Annotated in this window: 19 protein-coding genes; 8 read left to right on the forward strand and 11 right to left on the reverse strand. The window is 53.2% G+C overall.

Annotated features, from left to right (window positions below; all coding sequences use genetic code 11):
- Window positions 1-262: 262 nt before the first annotated feature.
- Window positions 263-1,852: a YdiU family protein gene (locus AB0A83_RS00615; RefSeq protein WP_367155121.1), complete on the reverse strand. Its 1,590-nt coding sequence runs from the start codon at window positions 1,850-1,852 to the stop codon at window positions 263-265.
- Between the two features lie 91 nt (window positions 1,853-1,943).
- Here AB0A83_RS00615 and bamE point away from each other — a divergent pair, with 91 nt between their 5' ends.
- Window positions 1,944-2,291, forward strand: coding sequence for an outer membrane protein assembly factor BamE (gene bamE / locus AB0A83_RS00620; protein ID WP_150046069.1), 348 nt, complete (start codon window positions 1,944-1,946; stop codon window positions 2,289-2,291).
- Window positions 2,292-2,352: 61 nt separating this feature from the next.
- On the opposite strand, the gene lpdA is transcribed toward bamE, so the two are convergent.
- Window positions 2,353-3,768, reverse strand: coding sequence for a dihydrolipoyl dehydrogenase (gene lpdA, locus AB0A83_RS00625; protein ID WP_150046070.1), 1,416 nt, complete (start codon window positions 3,766-3,768; stop codon window positions 2,353-2,355).
- 382 nt (window positions 3,769-4,150) lie between these two features.
- On the opposite strand from lpdA, the gene ubiA reads away from it, so the two are divergent.
- The 3 genes from ubiA (at window position 4,151) to AB0A83_RS00640 (ending at window position 7,225) form a co-directional block, all read left to right on the forward strand.
- Window positions 4,151-5,008: a 4-hydroxybenzoate octaprenyltransferase gene (gene ubiA / locus AB0A83_RS00630; RefSeq protein ID WP_150046071.1), complete on the forward strand. Its 858-nt coding sequence runs from the start codon at window positions 4,151-4,153 to the stop codon at window positions 5,006-5,008.
- Window positions 5,009-5,076: 68 nt separating this feature from the next.
- Window positions 5,077-5,820: a pentapeptide repeat-containing protein gene (locus AB0A83_RS00635; RefSeq protein ID WP_232056729.1), complete on the forward strand. Its 744-nt coding sequence runs from the start codon at window positions 5,077-5,079 to the stop codon at window positions 5,818-5,820.
- A 10-nt stretch (window positions 5,821-5,830) separates the two neighbouring features.
- Window positions 5,831-7,225 (forward strand): amino acid permease, encoded by a 1,395-nt coding sequence (locus AB0A83_RS00640; RefSeq protein ID WP_367155122.1) that lies wholly within the window; start codon window positions 5,831-5,833, stop codon window positions 7,223-7,225.
- A gap of 65 nt (window positions 7,226-7,290) precedes the next feature.
- On the opposite strand, the gene AB0A83_RS00645 is transcribed toward AB0A83_RS00640, so the two are convergent.
- The 3 genes from AB0A83_RS00645 to AB0A83_RS00655 form a co-directional block, all read right to left on the reverse strand.
- On the reverse strand, window positions 7,291-9,570 hold the full coding sequence (locus AB0A83_RS00645; protein ID WP_367155123.1) for an EAL domain-containing protein: 2,280 nt from the start codon (window positions 9,568-9,570) through the stop codon (window positions 7,291-7,293).
- Window positions 9,567-9,905 carry a hypothetical protein gene (locus tag AB0A83_RS00650; protein ID WP_150046075.1) on the reverse strand — a complete coding sequence of 113 codons (339 nt, stop codon included), beginning with the start codon at window positions 9,903-9,905 and terminating at the stop codon, window positions 9,567-9,569. The genes AB0A83_RS00645 and AB0A83_RS00650 overlap by 4 nt, the downstream gene beginning before the upstream one ends.
- 230 nt (window positions 9,906-10,135) lie before the next feature.
- Window positions 10,136-11,923, reverse strand: a complete 1,788-nt coding sequence (locus AB0A83_RS00655; RefSeq protein ID WP_150046076.1) for a bacteriohemerythrin — start codon at window positions 11,921-11,923, stop codon at window positions 10,136-10,138.
- 318 nt (window positions 11,924-12,241) lie between these two features.
- Here AB0A83_RS00655 and AB0A83_RS00660 point away from each other — a divergent pair, with 318 nt between their 5' ends.
- Together AB0A83_RS00660 and AB0A83_RS00665 are read left to right on the forward strand one after the other, a co-directional pair.
- A complete protein-coding gene (locus AB0A83_RS00660) occupies window positions 12,242-13,360 on the forward strand; it encodes a hypothetical protein (RefSeq protein WP_367155124.1) in 1,119 nt (372 codons plus the stop codon).
- A 307-nt stretch (window positions 13,361-13,667) separates the two neighbouring features.
- Entirely contained in the window at window positions 13,668-14,000 is a 333-nt protein-coding gene (locus tag AB0A83_RS00665; protein ID WP_367155125.1) for an RHS repeat-associated core domain-containing protein, read from the forward strand.
- Between the two features lie 32 nt (window positions 14,001-14,032).
- Here AB0A83_RS00665 and AB0A83_RS00670 read toward each other — a convergent pair whose 3' ends face one another.
- From AB0A83_RS00670 to AB0A83_RS00680, 3 genes are all read right to left on the reverse strand, one after another.
- Window positions 14,033-14,263 carry a hypothetical protein gene (locus tag AB0A83_RS00670; protein WP_150046078.1) on the reverse strand — a complete coding sequence of 77 codons (231 nt, stop codon included), beginning with the start codon at window positions 14,261-14,263 and terminating at the stop codon, window positions 14,033-14,035.
- Between the two features lie 145 nt (window positions 14,264-14,408).
- Entirely contained in the window at window positions 14,409-15,407 is a 999-nt protein-coding gene (locus AB0A83_RS00675) for an IS5 family transposase (RefSeq protein ID WP_367154089.1), read from the reverse strand.
- 111 nt (window positions 15,408-15,518) lie between these two features.
- Entirely contained in the window at window positions 15,519-17,216 is a 1,698-nt protein-coding gene (locus AB0A83_RS00680) for a hypothetical protein (RefSeq protein WP_367155126.1), read from the reverse strand.
- Between the two features lie 343 nt (window positions 17,217-17,559).
- Between AB0A83_RS00680 and AB0A83_RS00685 the strand changes: the two genes are divergently transcribed.
- Window positions 17,560-17,811: an RHS repeat-associated core domain-containing protein gene (locus AB0A83_RS00685; protein WP_150051707.1), complete on the forward strand. Its 252-nt coding sequence runs from the start codon at window positions 17,560-17,562 to the stop codon at window positions 17,809-17,811.
- A 238-nt stretch (window positions 17,812-18,049) separates the two neighbouring features.
- Here AB0A83_RS00685 and AB0A83_RS00690 read toward each other — a convergent pair whose 3' ends face one another.
- Complete coding sequence (locus AB0A83_RS00690; RefSeq protein WP_150046081.1) at window positions 18,050-18,754, reverse strand: FkbM family methyltransferase; 705 nt, start codon at window positions 18,752-18,754, stop codon at window positions 18,050-18,052.
- Between the two features lie 193 nt (window positions 18,755-18,947).
- Between AB0A83_RS00690 and AB0A83_RS00695 the strand changes: the two genes are divergently transcribed.
- Window positions 18,948-20,036: an IS5 family transposase gene (locus tag AB0A83_RS00695; protein WP_367155127.1), complete on the forward strand. Its 1,089-nt coding sequence runs from the start codon at window positions 18,948-18,950 to the stop codon at window positions 20,034-20,036.
- A gap of 402 nt (window positions 20,037-20,438) precedes the next feature.
- On the opposite strand, the gene AB0A83_RS00700 is transcribed toward AB0A83_RS00695, so the two are convergent.
- Both AB0A83_RS00700 and AB0A83_RS00705 read right to left on the reverse strand, forming a co-directional pair.
- The gene (locus AB0A83_RS00700; protein ID WP_367155128.1) at window positions 20,439-20,663 is read right to left on the reverse strand and encodes a hypothetical protein; all 225 of its coding nucleotides are present in this window, start codon (window positions 20,661-20,663) and stop codon (window positions 20,439-20,441) included.
- Between the two features lie 575 nt (window positions 20,664-21,238).
- Window positions 21,239-24,130: an autotransporter-associated beta strand repeat-containing protein gene (locus tag AB0A83_RS00705; RefSeq protein ID WP_367155129.1), complete on the reverse strand. Its 2,892-nt coding sequence runs from the start codon at window positions 24,128-24,130 to the stop codon at window positions 21,239-21,241.
- Between the last annotated feature and the right edge of the window lie 363 nt (window positions 24,131-24,493).

Raw genomic sequence — 24,493 nt, forward strand, 5'->3', positions numbered from 1 at the left:
GCATCTTTTTTGTCCCCCCAAGGTTCGCATCGAGGCCTTCCGTTGGGAAACGGCCGGTCGGCGACTTTAGAACAAAGGTTTTTCCGCATCCGGTAATGTCAAGCGCTCGAAGTGATGTGTGAGACTAAGGCTTCCTGCCGTCGGCAATGGTGAACCGCGCATTGCCGGGATCGATGCGATTTTGCATCGCACCGCTGGAAATAGCGTAACGCCAACCAACCGCCCTGCCAAGCGTGTAGCGCCGGGTTGCGTAAAACAGCCGTTAAGAACTGCAAGACAGCATGGAACAGCCCGGTTTGTGTCGGGCCCAATCGGGGCGTTTTTCCGCGAAGCGTTCACGGCCCGGTTGTTCGTCGTAAGGTTTGCGCAATACCTCCAGCAACTCGTTGACCAGCGCGAAATCGCCTTGCTCGGCAGCGTCTATCGCTTGCTGGGCCAAGTAATTGCGCAGCACGTATTTGGGGTTGACGGCGTTCATGGCTAGCCGGCGTTGTTCCTTGGGCCTGCCGTCCTGGCGTAAGCGGTCTTGATACTGCTCGAACCAGGCTAATGCTTGCACGTGCACGTCGTCTTCCAGCGGTTTGTAGCCGGCTTTATCCATCAAGCCGGCAAACTCGGCGCCGGTCGAATCCTGATCGACCCCGGCCAACGCACGGAAGAACAAAGTCATATCGGTTTCAGCGGTGTGCAACAGCGAGAACAAATCCTTGACCAGTTGGTCGTCGCCTTGGTAACCGCTAAAGCCCAATTTGTCGGCCATCATGGTTTGCCATTGGCTGTCGAAGGTTTCGCTGAAGGCGTTAAGCGCTTGCTGCAAGGGATCGGCTTTTTTGATGATGGGATATAACGCATTGGCAAGTTGGACCAGATTCCAATAAGCGATCTTGGGCTGGTTGCCGAAGCGATAGCGGCGGCCCTGCGCGTCGGTGGTATTCGGGGTCCAATCCGGATCGTAATTTTCCAACCAGCCGTATGGGCCGTAGTCGATGGTCAAGCCCAGAATCGACATATTGTCGGTGTTCATCACCCCGTGCACGAAACCGACGCGCTGCCAATGCACGATCATTTGCGCGGTCAAACGGCAGACTTCCTCGAACCACTGCAAATAGACGGCTTTGCTCGGTTCGCCCAGGTGCGGAAAATCGGTACGCAAGGTAAAGTCCAGCAATTGAACCAGGGTGTCCAGATCGTCGCGGGCCGCGAACAGCTGAAAATTGCCAAAGCGGGTAAACGTCGGCGCTACCCGGCATACCACCGCGCCCTGCTCCAATTGCGGATTGCCGTCGTAAAACATGTCGCGGATGACTTGGTCGCCGGTCAAAATTACACTCAGCGCGCGGGTGGTCGGCACCCCCAAATGGTGCATGGCTTCGCTGCATAAAAATTCGCGAATAGAGGAGCGCAGCACGGCCAAGCCGTCGGCACTGCGCGAATACGGGGTCTTGCCGGCGCCTTTCAGCTGCAAGGCCCAACGGCGTCCTTCGGCGTTAACGATTTCTCCCAGGTTGATTGCGCGGCCGTCGCCCAATTGTCCGGCCCATTGACCGAACTGGTGGCCGCCGTAGCACATCGAGTAAGGCTGCATGCCTTTAGCGAGTTTATTGCCAGCGAAAATCTGACAAAAATCGTCGGATTGGCAATCTTGCTCCGTTAGGCCCAACTCCGCCGCCATTTCCGGCGAGTAAGCCACCAGGCTGGGTTGTTTGGCGGCGCGCGGTTGTACCCGGGAATAACAGGCTTGATACACTTGGCGACGGTAATTGTCCGGTTCTGGATCGCCCGGCAATTCCAGCACGAAGCGGTTGTCGAAATTCAGTTCGTCTAGCGGCGAACAGGCTAATGAGTCAGTCATGGCAATCGGATAAAATCGTTAACGGTCGGCGGCGGCTAAAAGGTCTGTCCGCTACTTTATAACAACCATCCCAGACATTAAGGTTCAATTTATGAAAACACTGTTTCTCAATCGCAACTTACGCGCGCTGAAACTGAGTTATCTTTTAATCGCGGCCGGTTTGGCCGCCACGCAACTGACCGGGTGTTTCACGGTAGGCCAGGAATTTGCCGGCTCCAAAGTACCGGAGATCAAAATCGGTCAAACCACCAAACAAGATATAACCAATATTTTCGGGCGGCCTTGGCGCACCGGCATGGAAGACGGCCACACCACCTGGACTTACGGCATTTACAAATATTCGCTGTTCGGTGCCGACGATACCCAGGATTTGCTGATTCGTTTCGACAATCAAGGTGTGGTGCGCTCTTACACCTTCAATTCCAGCCGCAAAAACTAAGTGTAGCGTCAGTGCTTAAATTCCGGCCGTCGCCAAGTCGGCGGCGGCCGAATGGAACCGCTTATTTTTTGACGTACAAGTCGGTAATCGTGCCGTCTATCATTTCCGCCGCAAACGCGAAGGTTTCCGACAAGGTCGGATGCGGATGAATGCTCAAGCTGATGTCGGTCGCATCGGCACCCATCTCCAGCGCCAGCACCGCCTCGGCGACCAATTCGCCGGCGCCCGGTCCGGTCATGCCGGCCCCGAGTATCCGCCCGGTTTGTTTGTCGGTCAGGATTTTGGTCAAGCCCTCATTACGGCCCAACGCCAATGAGCGGCCGCTGGCGGCCCAGGGAAAAGTGGCCTTGTCGTATTCCATGCCTTGCTGCTGCGCTTGGGTTTCGGTCAAACCCATCCAGGCCACTTCCGGATCGGTGTAGGCTACCGACGGAATGGTCAGCGCGTCAAAACCGGCTTTGTGGCCGGCGATGGTTTCGGCGGCGATTTTGCCTTCGTGAGTGGCTTTGTGCGCCAGCATCGGATTGCCGACGATGTCGCCGATTGCGAAAATGTTGGCGATATTGGTGCGGCCTTGTTTGTCGACCGGAATGAAACCGCGCTCGTCGACCGTGACTCCCGCGTGCTCGGCACCTATCAGCTTGCCGTTGGGGCGGCGGCCGACCGCGACCAACACCGCGTCGAACGTTTCGCTTTCCGGTGCATCCTTGCCTTCCATTGTTACTTTAATGCCGGCGGCAGTGGCTTCCATGGCTTTGACGCTGGTTTTCAGCCACAAGTTAGCATATTGCTTTTTGATCTTGCGTTGCAGCGGTGTGACCAAGTCTTTATCGCAACCCGGGATGATTTGGTCCATCAATTCCACCACGCTGATTTTAGAACCCAGCGCGTGGTAAACCGTGGCCATTTCCAAACCGATGATGCCGCCGCCGACGATCAACAACTTTTCCGGCACGGATTGCAGGGCTAACGCGTCGGTGGAATCCCAAACTCTCGGATCGTCGTGCGGAAAACCCGGAATCTTGGTCGGTTGCGAGCCGGCGGCGATGATGGCGTGGTCGAAGGTGATAGTCTGAGTGCCGCCGTCGCCTTCCACCGTCAAGCTGTTAGCCGAAGCGAATTGGCCGGTGCCGTGGATCACCGTGACTTTGCGTTGCTTGGCCAGTTTGCTCAGGCCTTGGTTCAAGGTGTTGGTGACGCTTTGCTTCCACTCGCGGACTTTATCCAAATCCACTTGCGGCTGGCCGAAGCTAACCCCGTGTTCGGCCATGGCCTCGGCTTCGTGGATGATTTGCGCCACGTGCAGCAATGCCTTGGACGGAATGCAGCCCACGTTCAAACACACCCCGCCCAACACCGGATGGCGTTCTACCAAAACCACTTGCTTGCCTAAATCGGCAGCGCGAAAGGCCGCCGTATAACCGCCGGGGCCGCCGCCAAGGACCAAGACTTCGGCGTGAGTTTGTGTGTTGCTCATGATAATGACACTCCTAATTGACGAATCCGATGTTGGGCGCGGCCTGTGGCGCATGCCGCCAAACCGATGGCCGGCGAGATCGGCGCACCGCCCGGCGCTTGTGCCTAACGCGGCTTGCCGCGATACGCTATGGTAGGTAGATTCTACCGGTTAGCGCGGTGGATAAAAACCGGATGCGCAGGAAAAGTTAGGCCGAGGATGACCATAAGCCGATTCAAACGGACGCTGGTCCGGTGAAATAGTAGCTGTAGCAGGGTATTTTGATCATCCAAGTGCGTTGACCGGGAATCTTGCCCTGAAACGTGCTTATGGCGCAAAAACCAGACAAACCCGTTGTTTCTAACGGAAAATAGCGGCTTTTAGAAAACAGAACGATTTCCCCATGAACATCCGCGAGCGTTTACAGCAGTATTGGTTATTGGCCCGGTTCGATAAGCCTATCGGCATTTACATTTTGTTGTGGCCGACCTTGTGGGCCTTGTGGATAGCCGGCGAGGGCAAGCCGGACGGTTTGGTATTGACCGTGTTCGTGCTGGGAGTGGTGTTGATGCGGGCGGCCGGGTGCGTGATCAACGATTATGCCGACCGCGATTTCGACCCGCACGTGGACCGCTGCAAGGCTAGGCCGATCGCCGCCGGCAAGGTGTCGCCGAAAGAAGCCTTGGCCGTGTTCGTTACCTTGTGTCTGACCGCGTTTGCGCTGGTGCTGTTACTGAACTGGTACACCATCGCACTATCGTTTATCGGCGCGTTTTTGGCCGCCAGCTATCCCTTCATGAAGCGTTACACGCATTTGCCGCAAGCCTATCTGGGCGCCGCGTTCGGCTTTGCCGTGCCGATGGCGTTCGCCGCGCAGACCGGCAGCATTCCGCCGCTCGCCTGGATTTTGTATTTGGCGGTACTGTTGTGGGCCTTGGTATACGACACCATGTATGCGATGGTGGACATAGACGACGATTTGAAAATCGGCGTCAAATCCACCGCAATCTTGTTCGGCCGTCGGGTACGCGAAATCACCGCAAGCTTGCAAATCGTCATCTTGGCCTTGCTGGGCACAGTCGGCGCAATGCGCGGCCTGACTTGGCCTTTTTACCTGGGTCTGACGGTCGCCGCCGGTTTGGCGATATACCAACAGATGCTGATTTTCCATTTTCACAAACCCGATTGCTTCAAGGCGTTTCTGAACAATCATTGGTTCGGCATGGCGGTTTTCGCCGGTATCGCCGCCGCTTACCTATGATCGACGCCGGCCTTTAGCCGGTGTTATGCTGTGGGAAAATGACAATGACAGCTATTTCGGGAGGTAACGTGACTCGTTCGATAAACCATCTGGCCGCGGTCTTGCTGGCGCTGGCCGGTTTTACATCGACCGCCGGCGAAATGAGCAGGGCGCAAGTCGAGCAACTGTTGGCTAAGGCCGATATACAGCACCCGGCCCAACTGCGCCGCAAGGATTTGACCGATCTGGATTTATCCGGCCTGGATTTTCGCAACGCCGACCTGTGGGGTGCGGATTTGCGCCGCTCGGATTTGAGCCGCAGCAATTTGTCCGGTTTGGTGTTGGATTTAACCGTGATGACGGCGATTAAACTCGTCGACGCCGATTTGTCGAACACCAGCATATTCGGGGTCAGTTTGGCGCGGGCCGACGCATCCGGCGCCAATTTCAGCGGCAGCCGGGTCATCGCGGTGATGGAAGGCGCCAATTTCAGCCGCGCCAAGATTACCCGTGCAGACTGGGCGGCGGACATGAAAAACCAGTCCATGGGCTTGATGCGCGCCAATCTAAAAGGCGCGGATCTAAGCGGCGCGGATTTGAGCGACAGTCAGTTCGGCCGGGCGCTGCTGCGCAACGCCAAATTGAAGGGCGCGAAACTGCGTAATACCGATTTGTTTTCGGCGGAAATGGCCGGCGCGGATTTGAGCGGCGCGGATTTGAGTAACGCCAATTTGTCGTCCGCCAATTTGCAGGACGCGGTGCTAACCGGGGCGATTACACAAGGCGTGCGGCTGGAAAACGCCCAAAATCTGCCGCCCAGTTTGGCGCGCTAAGGACGGTGACATGCGCATTCCTAAACAACTGTTGCAATGCAAACCGGTTGACGCCCTGACCGCGATCGAAAATAGCCTGAAACAAACCCTGAGCGCCAAGGACCTGACCCTGCTCGGCGTCGGGGCTATCATAGGCGCCGGCATCTTCGTGTTGACCGGTATTGCCGCTGCCAAATACGCCGGCCCGGCCATCACGCTATCGTTTGTGCTGGCCGGGGTGGCTTGCGCGTTGGCCGCTTTGTGCTACAGCGAACTCGCATCGATGATGCCGGTATCCGGCAGCGCTTACAGCTATGCCTACGCGACACTGGGCGAGCTGATGGCTTGGATCATAGGCTGGGATTTGGTATTGGAATATGCTTTGGCCAGCAGCACGGTGGCAATTGGTTGGGCCGGTTATTTAAATAGTTTTTTGCAAGCCTTGGGCTGGCAATTGCCTCCCTATTTAAGCACTGCCTATTTGGCCGACCCGGCGGCCGGTTTCGTCAATTTGCCGGCGGTGGTGATCGTGCTGCTGTTGACCGGTTTGCTGATCGTGGGGATACGCCAATCCGCCGTGTTCAATTTTTTTATGGTGCTGATCAAGCTAGCGGTGATCCTGGGCTTTATCGTCGCCGGCAGCGGGCACATTCAAACCGCAAACTGGGCCGATTTCACCCCGTTCGGTTTCGGCGGGGTGCTCACCGGCGCCGGCGTCATATTCTTTGCCTATATCGGCTTCGATGCGGTGTCGACCGCCGCTCAGGAAGCCGTCGACCCACAACGGGACGTGCCGTTCGGCATTATCGTTTCCCTAGCCTTGTGTACCGTGCTGTATATCGTGGTGGCCGCGGTATTGACTGGCTTGGTGCCATACACCGAATTGAACGTGGCTGCGCCTATTGCATTGGCGGCCGATCGTATCGGCATGAGTTGGCTATCGCCCATCATCAAAATCGGCGCGATAGCCGGGTTGACCTCGGTAATGTTGGTACTGTTGATGGGGCAAAGCCGGATATTTTTCGCCATGGCAAACGACAGGCTGCTGCCGCCGTTGTTTTCCAAAGTGCATCCCCGCTTTCAAACCCCGCATTTGTCTACCTTGCTGGTCGGCGTGGCGGTGGCCTTGTTGGCGGGTTTCATGCCTATCGAAAAATTAGGCGAACTGGTCAGCATCGGCACATTGTTCGCCTTTGTTCTGGTCTGCAGCGGGGTGATGGTGTTGAGAGTTAGCCAACCGGAATTGCACCGGCATTTTCGTTGTCCCGGTTCGCCCTATGTACCCGCCTGCGGAATCTTGGTTTGTTTGAGTTTGATGGCGGGGTTGCCGTTGGATACCTGGATACGTTTGTTGGTTTGGCTGCTGGTCGGATTCGCGATCTATTTCGGCTACGGCATTAAACACAGCAAACTGCGCGAACCGTGACGGCTGCGAGCGCTTCGGGCATTCCCGGCGCAAATCGTAGCGTTAAGCAGCCAAGCCAAGTTTTTTTATACCGCCTCGACCGGTAAATCCAAGCGCCGGTCTTCGCATAGCCATTCGGTCATAGTCTTAGCACTCAGCGGTTTGCAAAATAGGTAGCCTTGAATTTCGTTGCAATGGTGGCGGTGCAAAAACGCCAATTGCGCTTCGGTCTCCACTCCTTCAGCAATCACGCAAAGATTCAAGCTATGCGCGAGGCTGATGATCGAATGAGCGATGATCGCATCGTCGGGATTGCTGGTAACTTCGTTAACGAAGCTGCGGTCTATCTTCAGCCGGCTAATCGGAAAACGGCGTAAATAACTCAGGGAAGAATAACCGGTGCCGAAATCGTCTATGGATATGCTGACGCCCATGGCTTTGATTTCGTGCAATTGCTTGTTCACCGCGTTTACATCTTGCATCATCAGGCTTTCGGTGAGTTCCAGCTCCAGCATTTCGACCGGTAGACCGGTGTCTTGCAACACCCGTGTCAAAATACTGGTAAATTGTCTGTCGTAGAATTGCCGCGGCGATAGATTGACCGCCACCCGCAAATGCCCGAAACCCTGCTGCAGCCACAGTTTACCCTGCTCGCAAGCTTTACGGAGCACCCATTCGCCGATTTCGACTATCATTCCGGTTTCTTCGGCGACCGGAATGAATTCCATCGGCGGCACTTCGCCCAATTCGGCGCTTTCCCAGCGAATCAGGGTCTCTACGCCGACAACCGTGCCGCTGCCGGTATGGATTTGCGGTTGGAACACCAGGCGAAACTCGTTGCGCTCCAACGCGCGTCGCAATGCTTGCCGCAATTCGCTATAGCGTTGCGCCGCCTCATTCATGCTGGAATCGAAAAACTGGTAGGAATTTCGGCCTGCTGCCTTGGCCTGATACATAGCCGTATCCGCCGTTCGCAACAAATCGTCGATATTGACCGCATCGGTCGGAAAGATACTGATGCCAATAGATGCGGTGGTATAAAATTCGTGGTCGAGCAACGTGCAAGCCGGGGCCAACACGTCCAAGATTTTCTGCGCCACGGTGGCCACGTCTTGCAAGTCGGCGATGTCCGGCAACATTACCATGAATTCGTCGCCGGATAGTCGGGCGACCGTATCGTCTTCCCTGACGCAGGACTGAAAACGCGCTGCCACGATCTGCAGCAATTCGTCGCCAATGTTATGCCCGAATGCATCGTTGATGTGTTTAAAATTATCCAGATCGATGAACAGCACAGCCAGCTTTCCGGAGTACCTCTGGGCGTGCGCTTGGGCTTGCCTGAGACGATCCAGCGCCAATTCGCGGTTAGGCAAGCCGGTCAAGGTATCGAAATGCGCCAGATAATCCAGATGCAAGCGGGCGGTGCGAATTTCCTCGATTTCCCGCGCATTTTCTAAGACCAAGGACAGCGACCGGGCAAAACTCCAAGCGAGTAACTCGTCTTCGTCGGAAAAAGGCATCCCGTTTAACTTATCGCTGATGTATATCCGTCCGTATACCACGCTACCGCGCGATATAGGTACCGCCAGCAGCGAAGTCATGGGCGGATGGTTAGCCGGGAAGCCGATGCTATTCGGATGCTTTTTCAAATCGTCGAGCCGCAAAGCCACGTTATCCCTCGTCACTTCGCCCAGCAAACCTTTCCCTTCGGGGAATCGATCGATCAAGCTCGCCTGTTCCCTATTCACCCCGGTATAGATGAAATGCAACAATTGACCGCCGTGGTCCAAAATCCCGATGGCGCCGTATTTAGCCTCCAACAATTTGGTCAACGCCTCGATACCGACTTGCAACAAGTCTTCTTCCAGCGACGTGCGCGCCAACACGTTCAGCAAGGTACGCGAGGCTTCGTGCAGCTTTTCCAAGCGTCCGGACCACTGCTGTAATTCATTGCGCTCGAGTTTGGCGACCTGATATAGACGGCGGGTTTCCGCCAGTAACTGCATTTCCCGCCGTAACAGCTGTTGCAATATGCTGGTTTGCGTGACAACCCCGATAAATTGCCCTGCTTGATCTAAAATCGGCAGTGCGTCGCGTTTGCTTAAGTGCATCTGTTTCAGCACGTGATGCAAAGGCGCTTCGCTAGTGACGTGTAAATTAGGCCGGTGTTCGACTAAATCGGCGAATATCCACTCGGGATGTGCGGCGATATCGCTGTGCGTCGCCACTCCGCAAAAAGTCCCGCGATGAATGTCTTCGCTGAAGACGGCGTAAACGGCGCCTTCCGCTAGCGCGCCCGGTCGCTCTTCTTCCAATACCCGTTCGACCAGTGGCCACAAGCACTGGCTCGCTACCGTGGGTTTCATGTTCCGCCGCCGGAAACGATGACCTCTACATCCAACTCGAGGTGCAATACCTCGTCCGCCGCCATGATGGGTTTGATTTGCGATAGCACGAAATTTACCAATTGCTCTTGCGGCAAACGCTTCAACAAAGATTCCCGCACCAGAATGTCCGAAACGGTATCGTCGTCCAATTCGACGTGCGCATATGGGGCTTTGATCAATAGAGACAAGGCCCGGCGCATCGCCAGGCAACCAATCGGGGATTCTCGTCCCAAAACCAAGGCATCTTTGACCGGCGGAATTTTATAATCGGTGATCCGAGCGGAAAGCGCACTCTTCACGTGAGCATTAGTCATAACTATTTCTTAATAAATTTAAGGAAATCCTAACATTGGGGCATCACTACGACAAGTGCACACAAGTTCGAGCGGCTCATCGTAAACAGAAGATCGATAGGTCGAAAGAAGATTCTAGTAGAAGCGGTGGAATATCGGTGAGGCCTTACTAAGTGACGGCGAAGCGGTTTGGTCGCCTACGGGCACCAGCGGGTTGTCGGGTAGTCGAAAATAGACGGGACCGGGCTTGATTAGGGTTTATGCAGCGGATGCACCGGCAGCAATATCCGAAACAGCGTGCCGACTCCCGGTTGGGAATGGACTTCCAAGCGGCCTTGATGGTCCTGAATGATTTTGTAGGATAGCGATAAACCCAAGCCTGTCCCCTTGCCTATCGGCTTGGTGGTAAAAAACGGATCGAAGATCTTGGCCTTGGTGGCTTCGTCCATCCCGCTACCGGTATCTTCGATTTCCACGCACACCCAGTCGGCGTCGCGGTAGCCGGTGCGTATGGTGATTTTGCCGAAATTGTCTATGGCTTGGGCGGCGTTGACCAGCAAGTTCATGAACACTTGATTGAGTTGCGCGCCCACGCATTCGAACGGCTTAACCCCGCTATATTCCTTGACGACTTCGGCCTTATATTTAATTTCGTTACTGGCGATATTCAATGTGGCGTCCATGCCGGCCTCCAGGTCGAACATTTCCAGAATTTGATGGTCCACCCGGGAAAAATCGCGTAAATCCTGAACGATTTTTTTAGCTCGGGTGGCGCCTTCCAAGGATTCGCTCACCAATTCCGCCGCGTCTTGCTTCATGAAATCCAAATCGGCGCTTTGCTTAAGGCCGGCAAATGCCATGGTCAACGGATGGTCGGCAGGTAGCGACGCGGCCAAGCGTTCGGCCAAATCGGCCAGTTGCAGCAAATCCGCGACGTATTGCTGCAAGGTATGCAAATTGGAATAGATATAGCCTAAAGGGTTGTTGATTTCGTGGGCCACTCCGGCCGCCAGCTGGCCGAGGGAGGCCATTTTTTCGGACTGGATTAAGTGGCTTTGCGCCTCCTGCAATTGTCGGTTCAATTCGACTTGCTGGTTTTTTTCCCTTTGCAAGGCCAGATTGGCCGCGGTCAGAGCCTGGGTACGCTCGCTGACCCGGTTTTCCAGCTGCTGATTGACCGCGGCCAAGGCCGCTTCGGCTTGTTTTTGGCTGGTAATGTCCATGCCGCAACCCATCAAGCCGGCGAATTTACCGTCTTTGCGCACCCTGGGCACCGCGGTTTCCAGTATCCATACCGTGTTGCCGTCCGGATTGTTCAAGCGGTATTGAATTTTGAAACGTACCAATTCCTCGGCGGCTTTGCGATACGCGTCTACCACCGGTTCTCTGTCTTCCGGGTGGATGGTATTCAACCACTGATCTTTTTCGACAAAGCCACGCTGGATGCCGAAGGTTTTATACCAAAAGGTATTGCAAAAAATCGGCAAATGCCGGGCATTGGTGATCCAAATCAGGGCCTGCAGGTTATCCGCCAGTTCCTTGAAGCGGTCTTCGCTTTCCCGTAGCGCCGAATACAGATTGCTGTGCAAGATGTCCATTTGCTGGTAGCGGTCCAGTTGAATTTGCGCCGGGTCTATGCCCTTGTTCAGACTGATCGCCATCAGTTTGTCGGATTTCAAGGTGTGGTGACACACCCAATCGACCAAAAAATCCAATAAATCTTTAGAGATGCTGCCGGCGTCGGTAATGGCCTGCCGTTCGACCTGTCGGATTTTTTCGATGAATTCCCGATGCTGTTGGCAGTGCTTGGCGAAATACTCCGGGTTGTAACCGGCTTGCGCCATCAAATCTTCTTCGTGCTGGAAATGGTCTTGGGTGTAGGCCGCCAATTCCGCTATGGTATCAATGATGGTGCGTTGGTCGGCGCCCAGCGCGACCGCTTCTTCCAGGCGATTGATGGAATCCACTAATGCCTGATGTTCGCCGTCGACGTTGTCGATACCGACTGACAGTTGGTCGTTCCAGGTCAGTATGCTCATATTCACCACCGTTTCCGGCCGGATCGGCCGCCGCTAGATCTAACGCAGAAAATTATGGCAGATTACTGCAATCGCTCCGCTATTTTTAGACTGGCCTACACTTTTGTTTGACGAACTCGTGTCCGCCCAAACGCAAAACAGGCTAATAAGAACCGCGTACATACCGACTGTCTGTTCGGATAGATACCAATCAGACGCCGCCCTCGAAACGCAAACAACCGGAACATGGCGTTATGTGCCGATGAAGCGCAAGGGCAGGGGAGTTTCGTCTCTAATTTCCGCATCGTTCTTGCTGCTTTACAACTTAGGAGTTCCACCATGTCAATGAAATACGCCCTACTTCCGGCTTATCTGCTTGCACTGAGTTTATCGCCTAGCGTCTTTGCGCAAAGAGTGGTGGACTGCGACCGCGGCGCATCGCTCGCTAAAGCGCTTGCCCACAGCCATGAAGGGAAAACCATCCTGTTTACCGGTACCTGTAGCGGCCCCATCGTCATCGATACCGACGGCATCGTGCTGCAAGGCCAAGGAACGGCGGTTATCGACGGCAAGCAACAAAACGCCGTCACGGTGCGCGGCGCGCAAAACGTCAAAATGGCGGATTTGGCCGTGCGCAACGGCTTGATCGGCGTTTTGGTGGATGCGCATGGCCAAGTCACGCTGAGCAACGTCACGGCCGATCATAATGTCGTCAGCGGCCTGGACGTCGAAAACACCTCCTCCGCCACGATAACCGGTTTATTCACCAGCGAACACAATCAAGTGTTCGGCATCAACGTGAACGGCGGTTCCGGCCTGACCGTCAGCCGTGGCCAAATCGTCGCGCAAAACAACTTGTTGGGCGTACAACTGGGTACTGCGGCCAGCGGGTTTTTAGCGGACCCCAGCGCTAAAATCACCGCCGCCAACAATCAAAGTACCGGTTTGACTGTGGTGTCCGGCTCCCATCTGGTGTCTTTTGGCGGCAGCATCGTCGCCAGCGGCAACGGCCGCAACGGAGTATCGGTAAATTCCAAAGCGGGATTGGATTTGGATGCCGCGTCCGTACTGGAAAGCTACGACAACGGCGCTAACGGTGTACAGCTGGCCGAATCGTCGGTGATGACGCTGTTCAATACCACCGCGTTTTCCGGCGCGCCGGGCAGCACCACCTTGCGCGTGCACGATAACGGCGGCAATGGCGTAGCCGCATTGCATGCTTCCAATTTCACCATGGTCAACCAAGTGGCGTTGACCGGCAGCGGCAACGGCGGCGCCGGCTTTTTCGCCGATAACGGCAGTATGGCTACCTTGTTGAATGCCACCCTGAGCGGCAATGCGACCGACCTGATGCTGTCCTTCGGCGCCCGTAGCGATATTCGTGCATCGTCCGCCAACAGCATCGTCTGCGACGCCACGGTGCTAAGCCGCGGCGATTTGGTATGCCCTACGCCTTAAGCGCCTGGATTTTCTAATTAAGGTTACTAGAAGCCTGTCCGAGAATACAAAATCTCAAAAATTGACCACAAGGTGTTGAAAACCAACGGAGCCGGGCAAACCCGCTACGTTTACGACACCGCCGGCCGCTTGATCTACGAACAGGCCGGCAACGGCAGCGCCCGCAACTACGTGTGGCTGGGCGACGTGCCGCTGGCCGTGCGACCAAAAAGCCGACGGCAGCCTGGCCGCGATCTACTACATCGAAACCGACTTCGCCAACACCCCGCGCTATCTGCGCCGCGCCGCCGGCAATCTCAGCCAGCCGGTGTGGAGCTGGCCGTTCGCGGCCTACGGCGACGCCGTCGCTCAAGAAGACCCGGACGGCGACGGTGCGAAGGTGACGTTCAACCTGCGCTACCCCGGCCAATACTACGACAGCAGCACCGGTCTGCACTACAACCACACCCGCTACTTCTCGCCCCGCACCGGCCGCTACCTGCAGCCGGACCTGATCGGCCGGGAAGGCGGCACCAATGTGTATACTTACGCCAACGGCAACCCGGTGATGTTTACTGATCCGACGGGGACTTATGCCCTTGAAGCGGTTGCCGCGTTTTTCGAGGGATTTAGGGCCGTAGGTCCGATTAGCGAAGCGTAATCGGAGGAATGAAAATCCAAACATTCGTACGATTACGCAAAGCTAATCGTACCTACGCGGGCTTTGAATAAAGAGGGATAGGCATAACGACCAGCGCCGCTAAACATATAATCCTGCATGTCGTATTGAATGCTTACCTGACTCGGCGTACCTGTAATATTTGTGTTCCAAGGACGAATATGTAGGTTGTAATCTTCGGCGGATGGTGTTTTGGTACCGAATAAGTACAGTTTTATAAGTTCTATAGGATCGTAATTTGCCATGACAATATTCCTTTAAGGAACCTCTGAAAAACTGCCGTTTTGAAAATCAGCAGTGTAACTAACCGGTTAAAACTCAATAATCGACTGTATTTTTCATCAAAACAGCCGATTTTTCGCTGCCCAAGTCCCTTATCCGGGCCATTTTTCAAACTTCAGACGCAATCAGGCAGCGACATTCATAAGCGTCACCCCGAAGCACATTGGCAATCGCGGTCAGAAAGGTCAGGCGAGCAGTGTTTTTGGCTAAGCCCCGATAGCGGTTCTTGGCGTAGCCAAAGCGGATCTTAATATCCCGGAACACATGTTCGACCTTGGCGCGGCGGCTTGCCAGTTCTCTGGCTGCCGCGCGCAGTAATTGAGCCTCTTCGCTGTCGTCTTTCGTCAGCTTGGTTAGTTTGCCAGGACGCATCGCAACCACGCAGGTCGGTGGATTTTCGGCGGGCATCTCCGGGCGCTTTTCCAAGCCCTGATAACCGGCATCGCCGTGCACGAACTGTTCCTCGCCGTGCAGCAAGTGGGCGGCTTCGGCTACGTCGCTGACGTTGCCTGAGGTGACCTTGAGCGTATGCACCAAGCCGGTTTCGTGGTCAACGCCGATATGAAACTTACTGCCGAAAAACCATTGATTGCCCTTTTTGCTGGAATGCATCTCGGGGTCGCGTGACTGGCTTTTATTTTTGGTCGAGGTCGGGGCAGCAATCAGGCTGGCATCGACGATGGTGCCGGCTTTTAGAAACAGCCCGCGATCCGCCAGCGTTTGGTTGATGGCGTTGAAAATCTGCTCGGTTAGCCCGTGGGTTTCCAGCAAATGCCGGAACTGCAATATCGTGCTTTCATCGGGCACCGTTTCCAGGCGGATGCGGCAAAAACGCCGTAGCGATTCAATTTCATACAGCGCGTCTTCCATGCCCGGATCAGAGTAGTTGTAGACAATCTGCGCCACGTGAACATGCAGCATCGCACTCAAGGGAAACGGTTTGCGACCACGCCCTTGGCCGGATGCATAATGCGGTTCAATCACCGCCAGCATGACGGACCACGGCAATAAGTCTTCGAGTTGATCGAGAAACTTTTCACGCCGCGTGACTTTGCCTTTGTTGGCGTATTCGGCGTCGGCAAAACTGAGCTGTTGATATTGATCCATGCGCGCTATCTCGAAATCGGGGCTGTTGATGAATTATATCGCTCGCGGGGTATTAATCAGAGGTTCCTTAATGATAAAAACAGTGGCTATATAACTAATAAAAAAAGTCTATTAGTTCTTTATACTAAGATCGATAGGCTTATCCGGATCGAGTTTTGCTACGCAATGAGAGCTTGGCGTATCTCGAACGATGAAATAATCCTTACGTTTTCCGGTTGTAGTGTTTTTTGTTTCAAAAACGAGAAAATTCTCCATAGCGTTCGCTGCGTAACCAACATTTCCTAAAGAGGTAGGTGTTGACGATACAATAATAGGGCGAATGATTTTGCCATCCCCAATACCAATCGCATAATTGCCCATCCAAAACATTAAATCAGGCGTTCTAAATATCCTTCCAAGCAGACGAGGAAAATATTTAAAATCATCAGGTTCAGGAGTAATTGAAACATTGAGATCAGGAGTTAGCTCGCCTAGTAAGCGCCTTTTTTCTGCAGTAATTAAAATTGTCCTCTCCGATATGACAAACCAATTCAAAACTTTTTCGTTTTTTATTTTATCGAATAAGGAATTTACTTTTTTTCCGTCATAAAACAGCGCTTCTCCATCTGCTCCTTCAAACACTACGCCGCCCAACGAAGGTAATTCCTTGAAATTCACCTTAAGATGACCCCAGGGAAAAGGTGGACTTAGAACGGATTTCTCGGCTTGTTTGGCAATGGCATCGGCTAATTCCGGAGGCAGGAGTCTGGCTTGGCCGTTGACGATTTCTACTGCCGTCGCCGGTAATAAGCCGAAAAACGAGCGCCGGATGCTATAGACGAAAACCCTCTCCAGCGTTCGGCTGTAATAGCCGCTGGAACCAAAGCAGTGTAAAAAAAAGCCGGTTCCCGGCAAACATTCGTTGCCGAGCAGCGCGGATAATTCAAGCGGTTCACCGATGGTTGGTGGTGCAGTGCTAGTATCGACCGGCACCAGATAATCGGTATCGCTGCCATCCACCCACAACCAACCGTCTTTGGTTAGCGCCAGATTCCAGACGGTATAATATTCGCTGCCATTCACAGGGTCTGCCGAAAAGATGGGAACGCTTGTTACCTGTTTACCTTCGCCATCAAATAACCCCAAAAAGCCATAAATGCCATATTCAGGGAAGCCTTTCGTCAAAAATCGGTAGGGTTTGCCGCCGGCAATAAACTCCAGATTGACGAATTCCTTGGTTTGGATGTAGGGAGGAGTGAGCGAGCCGATATAGTCCGTGCCACCTTCCACGATAAAGTACCCCTTGCCGACTTTTAACTTGGTGATCCGACCTTCGTCCTGATGTGCCGACGCAATTTGCAATACCTTGTGTTGATCGTCTTGAAGGGCGACGTGGTGTCTGCCGGCGACGAGATAGTAGGTCTTGCCGTTATCTTTGTATTCGACCATTAGCGGACTGCTGGTAACCGACAGTTCGTCGTATTCATCGTCGCTCCGTTGCGCTACAGGCCGTTGGCCAAGTGCGCTCAAGCATAGGCCTTCAATAGGTTTGGCAAAGGAAATATTGGCTAAAATAAGGGATATATAGGATAGAATTGCGGTTTTTAAGAACCATTCTAAGTATTTTTCTTCACGTTTTAAACACATATATATCCTTTTAGGAGAATTAAAATATCGTGAATAGGGCCGTAGGGCGGATAAGCTTGCGTCATCCGCCGAATGAAATAAACTTGTTCCATGCCAAACTATCGACGCAATCGCATTCCGGGCGGGACTTATTTTTTCACGGTTAATTTGCTTGAGCGAAAATCGGCATTGTTGATCGAGCATATTGCCGAATTACGGGAAGCGGTCCGCGCAACTCGGCAACAACAGCCGTTTCATATCGACGCCTGGGTTGTTTTGCCGGATCACATGCACGCCATTTGGACATTGCCATCTGGTGATGATCAATACTCCAATCGATGGCGAGCTATCAAAAAAGCTTTTTCAAAAGCACTCCCAAAAATCGAATATCGCCCCCAAATCAAGGCCGTAAGGTGGAACGCGTGCCGGCTGTTGAAAACCAACAGGGCCGGGCAAACCCGCTATGTCTCCGACACTGACGGCCGCTTGATTTACGAACAGGCCGGCAACGGTAGCGCCCGCAACTGGCTAGGCGACGTGCCGCTACCTGCAACCGGATCTGATCGGCCTGGAAGGCGGCACCAATGTGTATACTTACGCCAACGGCAACCCGGTGATGTTTACCGATCCGACGGGGACTTTCGCGCTCGAAGATATTGGTTCGTACTTCGAGTCGTTTAGTTTTGGTTCGATGTTTAGTTCGATAGGTAGTGCTTTTGAGGGATTTGCTGGGGGTATAAACTCGATTGCATGGAATGTAATTTTAAATTCAGCCACTTTTGTAATAGTTTCCGAATAAAAGGGCTGACAATATCCTGAATCCGTGATTTCATCTATAAATCATTGAATGTAGGTTATTTTCCAACCGGCTTAGGTGAAATCTTAAAAACCAGTTTTCGTATTTTATTTCAATGAGTTTTAGTGGTTTTGGGTTTTAAAGTCACGGATTCAGGCATTAATACACCGCTGGCGGTTAATGCAGTAGTTTGATTATTTTTTGGAAACTTCAGACAATGAAAACTTTCATAAACTTATGATCAAAATTGTAAAGGCTGCCAGAGCTCACGTTTAAAAGCAGAAATGGATGGACATAAATCAACAGTGATCATATCTTTACGTACGAAAACAGCATCAAACTGATACAATGATTGCCCATAATAAACAATATCAACTATATCAATTAGCTGAAATCCATTGCTTTGCAGATACCCCATTCGTTCTATTGCGCTCAAATAAGTGCATTCAATAATTACGACTGACGCGAGGCTTAGTTTGGACCCAAAGCCTTTAATAACATTCAAATCCTGACCATCAACATCAACTTTTAGTAAAAAATTAGGATCTATAGTTGATGTTAACGCTAATGCATCAAATCTTTTTACGTCGATCGGCAAACAATCAACGACATCTTTGCCGTCAATCGATACCGATTGAGTACTAATCTTACTGTGAGTAACTTTCCCATCTTTATGTAATGAAGTTAGAATTAAATAAATTTGGGAGCTTTCATTGGACAAGGCAATCGGAAATAACTGGTAATTAATATTACTATAGTTCCGTTCAATATCCTTGAAGAAAAGACTTACTGGCTCAAATAAATAATGTTTTTTACTTGGAAAACATTGAATTAATTCTCCGGTACATTCTCTGACGCCCACGTCAACAATAGAAGTTACAGGTATCGCATTATAAATTCTCGCTAAAACATTTAGTTTGCTTGGCTTCGGAATAGATATACCCATAATTACCCCTATTGTTCAAATATTTTGATTGTAATGAATTATAAAGAGTGTTCTTCACTCCCAAACTATCAGGCTGTTGATTTTATCTCCCCTGTAACCCGCATTGGCTGGTTGAGTCAGATGTGTTGGTAAATCATAAAGTATTGTTCTAAATGATAAAATAGTTCTATCTCCAATCTATTGCATTGACCCCATGCGCGGCGCCGACATTACTCAAGAAGACCTGTTCAGTTACCGAACCCTGGAAAGCCGGATTCCCAAAAAGCATCCGCTACGCAAGCTGCGTCAAGTGGTCGACTTGTTGCTCGCCACGCTAAACGACGAGTTCGACGCGCTCTACGCTCGTCGCGGTCGAGATTCCATTCCGCCGGAACGCTTGTTGCGCGCCAGTTTGTTGCAAGTGCTATTTTCCATCCGTTCGGAACGGCAACTGGTGGAGCATATCGACTTCAACCTCTTGTACCGCTGGTTCGTCGGCTTGACGATGGACGACGAGGTATGGGATCACTCGACCTTCAGCGCCAACCGCGACCGTTTGCTCAACGAACGGATCAGCCGCTTGTTTTTCGAACGGGTACTGGCCTTGGCGGATTGGAAAAAGCTTGTCTCCGACGAGCACTTCTCCGTAGATGGCACACTGATTCAAGCCTGGGCCTCGCACAAGAGTTTCGTCAAGAAAGACGGCTCGACCCCGCCGCCGGAAGATGGCGGCCGCAATCCCACGGTCAACTTCAAGGGCGAGAAACGCAGTAACGAAACCCACGCATCACGCACCGACCCCGATGCTCGGCTGTACAAAAAGAGCGAGGGCGACAAATCGCAGCTGGCTTTCCTCGGTCATGCCTTGATGGAGAACCGTAATGGCTTGGTCGTCGACGTCGAAGTCACCCAGGCCACCGGCACCGCAGAACGCGAGGCGGCCCATGCCATGGTCAAACGCACGATCCACAAACCGGGCGCGACCTTGGCCGCCGACAAAAATTACGATACGCAGGATTTTGTCGCCAAGTTACGCCAGCGCAAAGTCACGCCGCATGTCGCCAGCAAGGAAAAAGGTTCGGCCATCGACGGACGTACCACACGGCATGAGGGTTACCGGAAAAGCCTCAACGTCCGCAAGCGGATCGAAGAAGTCTTCGGTTGGGCCAAGACGGTCGGCCCGCTACGCCAAACCAAGTTCCGGGGGTTAAAGAAGGTCGCCGCGCAAACGATTTTTACCTTTGCCGCCTATAACCTGACGCGCATGGGTACCATTTTCGGCTGGCGATACAGTACCGCCTAGGCGGTGGTGCGCCTGAAATCCGCCAAAAGGCGGAATTTAACGCCCTTCGGGGCGAATATAACCGGCTAAAACCGGTTTTTGAGGCCTGATCGGGCTTCCAGAAGCCCAACAAAACCAAAAAATGGTTTTGAAGCCGAAGGCATATAGGCAAATTTCAACACCCTGCTATAGCGCCACACGACTCTGGAGCGCTCTTGACTACATTTCCTATCAGAAACTTGATAACGACGACACGAACTATTGCTTAATTCCGTAAGTTAGCGATAGTATTTCGTAATTGCGCACTGCGGACCTCTCGTTTCCGCCAACGAAAGGGTGTACCGCAGGATTGTATACGGCAACGAAGTCTTCAATCGCTTGGCGTGGCTTACGATGTTTTGGAAACTCGCACCCCGCAACGCTTTACGCGGCAAAATACCGAACCAGATTTCCACCTGATTCAGCCAACTGGCAGAGATCGCGTGAAGTGGAGGTTCGGATGCTGTGCTGACCAAGCATCGCATTTTTGTAGGTACAGTAATTGTCCAAAATCACAGGCAATTTTTTGTCCACCAGTGTCTCCGCAACAAAGCTGTCCATAAAGCCGAGAGATACGGCGCTTGGTTTCGGTGCTCCGGGTAGTGACATTGCCGATCGCGATCTGCAGAGTAGCAAGCAAGTTGAGTGTCCTATGTCACTTGTAGGTACTCTTGAAACCGCATGCAATTTTACCGCTGTTGGTCTCAACAACCTTTTGTATCTGCTCGCCATTTCAGGCAACCCAGAATCATCTGCACTCGCTCGACTACGCAAAGCTCTTCCGTACAGCTTGTCGGGCGGCGTTCCAACTCCGCTCGTGTGCTTCCGCGGAACATCCAATTTTGGAGCTACTCGTGACATGTCTCTAAGGTTACATTATTAGCGCCTAATAACGCAATTCACGCAGATACGCTGTCGGCTTTGGGATGGGGCCGAGTTAGATGGCAGTGGGTTACCGAGCAATATTGGGTTGGTCGGATGCAAAGGGCCTGGGGGCGCAGCGGTTAAGGTACGGCGTTGAACAGAGGCAGCAAACGCCGGCGGTAACATAGGACGGACGCGGGCACTTGCGCCCAAGGTATCCGCCAGCCAATCCAATGCGCTGGTTTCCCGGCCGGGAACGCAGGTGGTTCCGGGAAGATAAGCACCTCGGCAATCGGTCATGGTGAACAGCTTTAAGCGGGTTACGCGAATGATGCGGTTCGTGCCTCACCGCATCTACGGCCCTGAGTTCGAATGACCAGAATTACGGAGGTAATGAACATCCACACCGAGCTCGGTAACGGAACGCCCGAGACCTTGAGTTCGCCGAAGGTTTCAAGTCGGCTCGTGTCCCACGCTAGCTTGCCGAACAGTTCAGGCAACACGACCTCACCGAACTGCCCGATATGCGTACCGTTGAAAGCGAACAGCATGAAGCGGTCGCCGGCATGTGGAACGTAGCCTTCGATCAGATTCACCTTAAGTGTGTTCTTGTTAAAGAAGACCGAGTCATTGAAGATCAGTGGTGCGTAGCAATCCGAACAGCGATCGGAGGAGGGCCCGGAAATGTCAAAGTCGATGATGGAGGTGGTCTCGAAGACGTGAGTGCCGTCGAGGTTTAAAAACGTCTGACGGTTTCCGACATGGAACTCCGCTTCGTAAATGGATTTGCCGTCTCCGCTAAACTCGCCAAGGCCGCTAACCCGGCCCTTAAAAGTCGCCGTGGCGCCCAGTTCGACATTGAATGTACCATTGTTTTCGACACCATCGAAAAAAGTGACCGCGCTTTTGTCCGCAAGACTGATCTGTCCTTGAGTATTATTGAGGTCGGCATGCACTTCGCTGTGGCTGGCGAGAAATTCGATACGACCCTCGTTCACTAATGTATCGGCTCGCAGCGTGCCCTTGCCGACGATGGTTCCCGCGTTGCGTAACGTTTGGTCTGCGTTAAGCGTTGAGCCATCCAGTTGGACCCGTGCATCGGCGGCGAGCGTCAGATTGCGGGCCTGGAGCGTCTGAGTGTTGTCAAGCGCAAGAGACCGGGGGAGCAGCGGTGCGCCTGCAGTTAGCGTGTAGTCATCGAGAAATCGCAGACGGCCTCCGCGCCAGTCGAACTGAGCGTTAGCCGAATTTCCAACGACAACCTTGCCTGCGTTCAAGGACAGAGTACCTTCCTGCAATACGTAAAGTCCACGCTTTCCAACGCCCAGTTCGAAGCGGTCGTTGATTTGAGTTTCTCCACCGAGTTGAAAGTATTGCCCGACGTTTTTCGATTCGGCTGCATCGACTCTAAGATTCTTAATCGTCACTGTGCTGTCCGGCCCCTGGATGAAGCGCGTTTGAATGTCCATGTCGTGCACGGTCAAGGCTCCCCCGTCCATAGCGACGCTGTTGGAATCGATCAGTTTGACTTGCCAAATGTCGATATCCGCATGGTTCAGCACGAGCGAGTTTGCGAAGTTCACGCCAAATTCACCTTTCATCCGACCGGCAAACTCCCCAGTGCCGATTAACAGCGTTGTAAATGGACCGGAGTTTTCTATTGCACCCTCGCCGGTTAGCTGCGCGATGTGGGCGGACTTCCCCCCAAGGTCGAATATTCCTTGCGCTTCGATATTCAGTTGATTGATCTGATGATGTTGTACGCTGGCGGCCGAAGCCCTGACCGTGCCGGCAACAACGTCGACAACATCGACGTCAGTGAAACCAAAATTAATAGTTCCATCCGCGAGTCTATCGCCGAAGCGCAAGGTGTAGCCCGGTTGCTCGCCATGAACATCGGCTGGATTCCAGCGTAGGATGGTGCCGTGAGCAGCGGTTATCACCGATGTGCCTGCAACGAACAGCCGATTGGTGAGTGTGGTGTCGGAAAAGGTATGAAATTCCGCCGACCGTAAACTAATCTGCCCGGAGCCTGGGGTAGCCCCTGGTTTCAAATTAATTGCCCCACCCTCAACATCCAAACCGCCGGAGAACGTGTTGACAGCATTGAGGGTTAGGAAGCTGCTGTTTTGCTTGTTGACTGAACCCGTTCCGGTAATGGGCGCATCAAGGCGGATGTCGAAAGGGGTGTCGATGACGAATGCTCCGTTGTTTTCGATCGCGCCGGTCAACGTGCCTTCGCCTTGTAGCGTCAGCGTGGCGCCATCGTCAATCACGGTCCCCTGATCGGGGCGAATCTCCCCGGATAGGATGGTGTCGCCCGCCACTGCGTCGAGTTGCAGATTGCCCGAGATTTTCCCCGCGAAGTTTCCACCCGCGACCGCGAATATGGCCTTGGATCCCGAGTTGCTAATATGCCCCGTGCCGCCGGAAAGGCTGGACACTAAATCGTATCCGTTGAGTTCAACAGCAGCCTTTGCTTGCACGCTAAGATTGCTTAGCAACGCACCCGCCGGTGCGTTCCCAAGTTTAAGTGAGCCGGCGGAAACGTCCACGTTGGTGGTCCGCAACAATTCTGAGTTAATCGTTGGTGAGGCGGCTAGGATGACCGTGCCATCGGCACCGGCCATGCCTATCCGGGTTTGGGCGGCTTGCGCGATAGTCTGAATATTATCAAGCGTGAGCGTCGTGCCGGCGGCCGCGGCGATCAGATTGCTCCCGGTTAGCTCAAAAGCGTTGTTCAGATTGGTGGTCGCCAAGGCGCGGAGCGTACCGCCTGCCAACTTTACCGCGCCACTGCCCAATGCAACGTCGTTTGTTACTGCGATAGTGCCGGCATTGACGGTGGTGCCGCCCGAGTATGAATTGGTGCCCGACAATATCAGCGTTCCCGCCAGTTGTTTGGACAGGGCGCCGGCGCCGCTGATCTCGCCGGATAATTCGACAGTAGGCGCGAAAGTCTGGAAATTCGCCGTGGCACCGCTGAAAATCGAGATTGGATTCGTTAGAACCATCGAGTTCTGGAAGAATAAGCTGCCCGTGTTTCCCAGACCGGAAGGGAGAATAGCCAGCGCGCTGTCGCCGATGACGGCCGGGCTGTCGATGACCAGGCCGGTGCCGCCGAGTACCACGGTCGCTCCTACCGGCGCTGACCCGCCCAGAATCATTGCGATAGCACCGACAAGCGCCGATAAGGAGTTGGCATTCTTCATATCGTATGATCCCTGTTTGTTTGATTAGCTTGCGGCGCTGCCAAAGGCGCACGAAAAATTATAAATGTCAATAATCCGAATGATGTCATTCAGCTGAAATAGTGAGCTGATTCGCAAATACTGTCAAGGCTAGCTAACAGGTTAACTGATTCGATTAGAGATACGCAATCGGACGGTTCGGTTCGATAAAATCAACGCTGTTGTCGCTTGGCAACCCTGTTGATCCATAAATATTTTTGGCACTTATGTATAACGCTGAGCGTAGCGCGTGGGAATAAGGGATAAGCCACTTGCCGTAATAAGAAAAGGCGACGGAACACCCAGCGTTTTCCCCATATTTATCTACAACCCCATCTTGGTTGT

This window comes from Methylomonas sp. HYX-M1, from assembly GCF_040741385.1.
In the GTDB taxonomy this organism is placed as follows: domain Bacteria; phylum Pseudomonadota; class Gammaproteobacteria; order Methylococcales; family Methylomonadaceae; genus Methylomonas; species Methylomonas rhizoryzae.

Coding starts and splice junctions, on each gene's coding strand:
- AB0A83_RS00670 (WP_150046078.1), bottom strand. CDS start 14,263: ATGGCAAATTACGATCCTATAGAACTTATAAAACTGTACTTATTCGGT.
- ubiA (WP_150046071.1), top strand. CDS start 4,151: ATGAACATCCGCGAGCGTTTACAGCAGTATTGGTTATTGGCCCGGTTC.
- AB0A83_RS00695 (WP_367155127.1), top strand. CDS start 18,948: ATGCGCGGCGCCGACATTACTCAAGAAGACCTGTTCAGTTACCGAACC.
- AB0A83_RS00645 (WP_367155123.1), bottom strand. CDS start 9,570: ATGAAACCCACGGTAGCGAGCCAGTGCTTGTGGCCACTGGTCGAACGG.
- AB0A83_RS00655 (WP_150046076.1), bottom strand. CDS start 11,923: ATGAGCATACTGACCTGGAACGACCAACTGTCAGTCGGTATCGACAAC.
- AB0A83_RS00660 (WP_367155124.1), top strand. CDS start 12,242: ATGTCAATGAAATACGCCCTACTTCCGGCTTATCTGCTTGCACTGAGT.
- AB0A83_RS00650 (WP_150046075.1), bottom strand. CDS start 9,905: ATGACTAATGCTCACGTGAAGAGTGCGCTTTCCGCTCGGATCACCGAT.
- bamE (WP_150046069.1), top strand. CDS start 1,944: ATGAAAACACTGTTTCTCAATCGCAACTTACGCGCGCTGAAACTGAGT.
- lpdA (WP_150046070.1), bottom strand. CDS start 3,768: ATGAGCAACACACAAACTCACGCCGAAGTCTTGGTCCTTGGCGGCGGC.
- AB0A83_RS00680 (WP_367155126.1), bottom strand. CDS start 17,216: ATGCTCGATCAACAATGCCGATTTTCGCTCAAGCAAATTAACCGTGAA.
- AB0A83_RS00675 (WP_367154089.1), bottom strand. CDS start 15,407: ATGGATCAATATCAACAGCTCAGTTTTGCCGACGCCGAATACGCCAAC.
- AB0A83_RS00700 (WP_367155128.1), bottom strand. CDS start 20,663: ATGTCACTACCCGGAGCACCGAAACCAAGCGCCGTATCTCTCGGCTTT.
- AB0A83_RS00640 (WP_367155122.1), top strand. CDS start 5,831: ATGCGCATTCCTAAACAACTGTTGCAATGCAAACCGGTTGACGCCCTG.
- AB0A83_RS00615 (WP_367155121.1), bottom strand. CDS start 1,852: ATGACTGACTCATTAGCCTGTTCGCCGCTAGACGAACTGAATTTCGAC.
- AB0A83_RS00690 (WP_150046081.1), bottom strand. CDS start 18,754: ATGGGTATATCTATTCCGAAGCCAAGCAAACTAAATGTTTTAGCGAGA.
- AB0A83_RS00705 (WP_367155129.1), bottom strand. CDS start 24,130: ATGAAGAATGCCAACTCCTTATCGGCGCTTGTCGGTGCTATCGCAATG.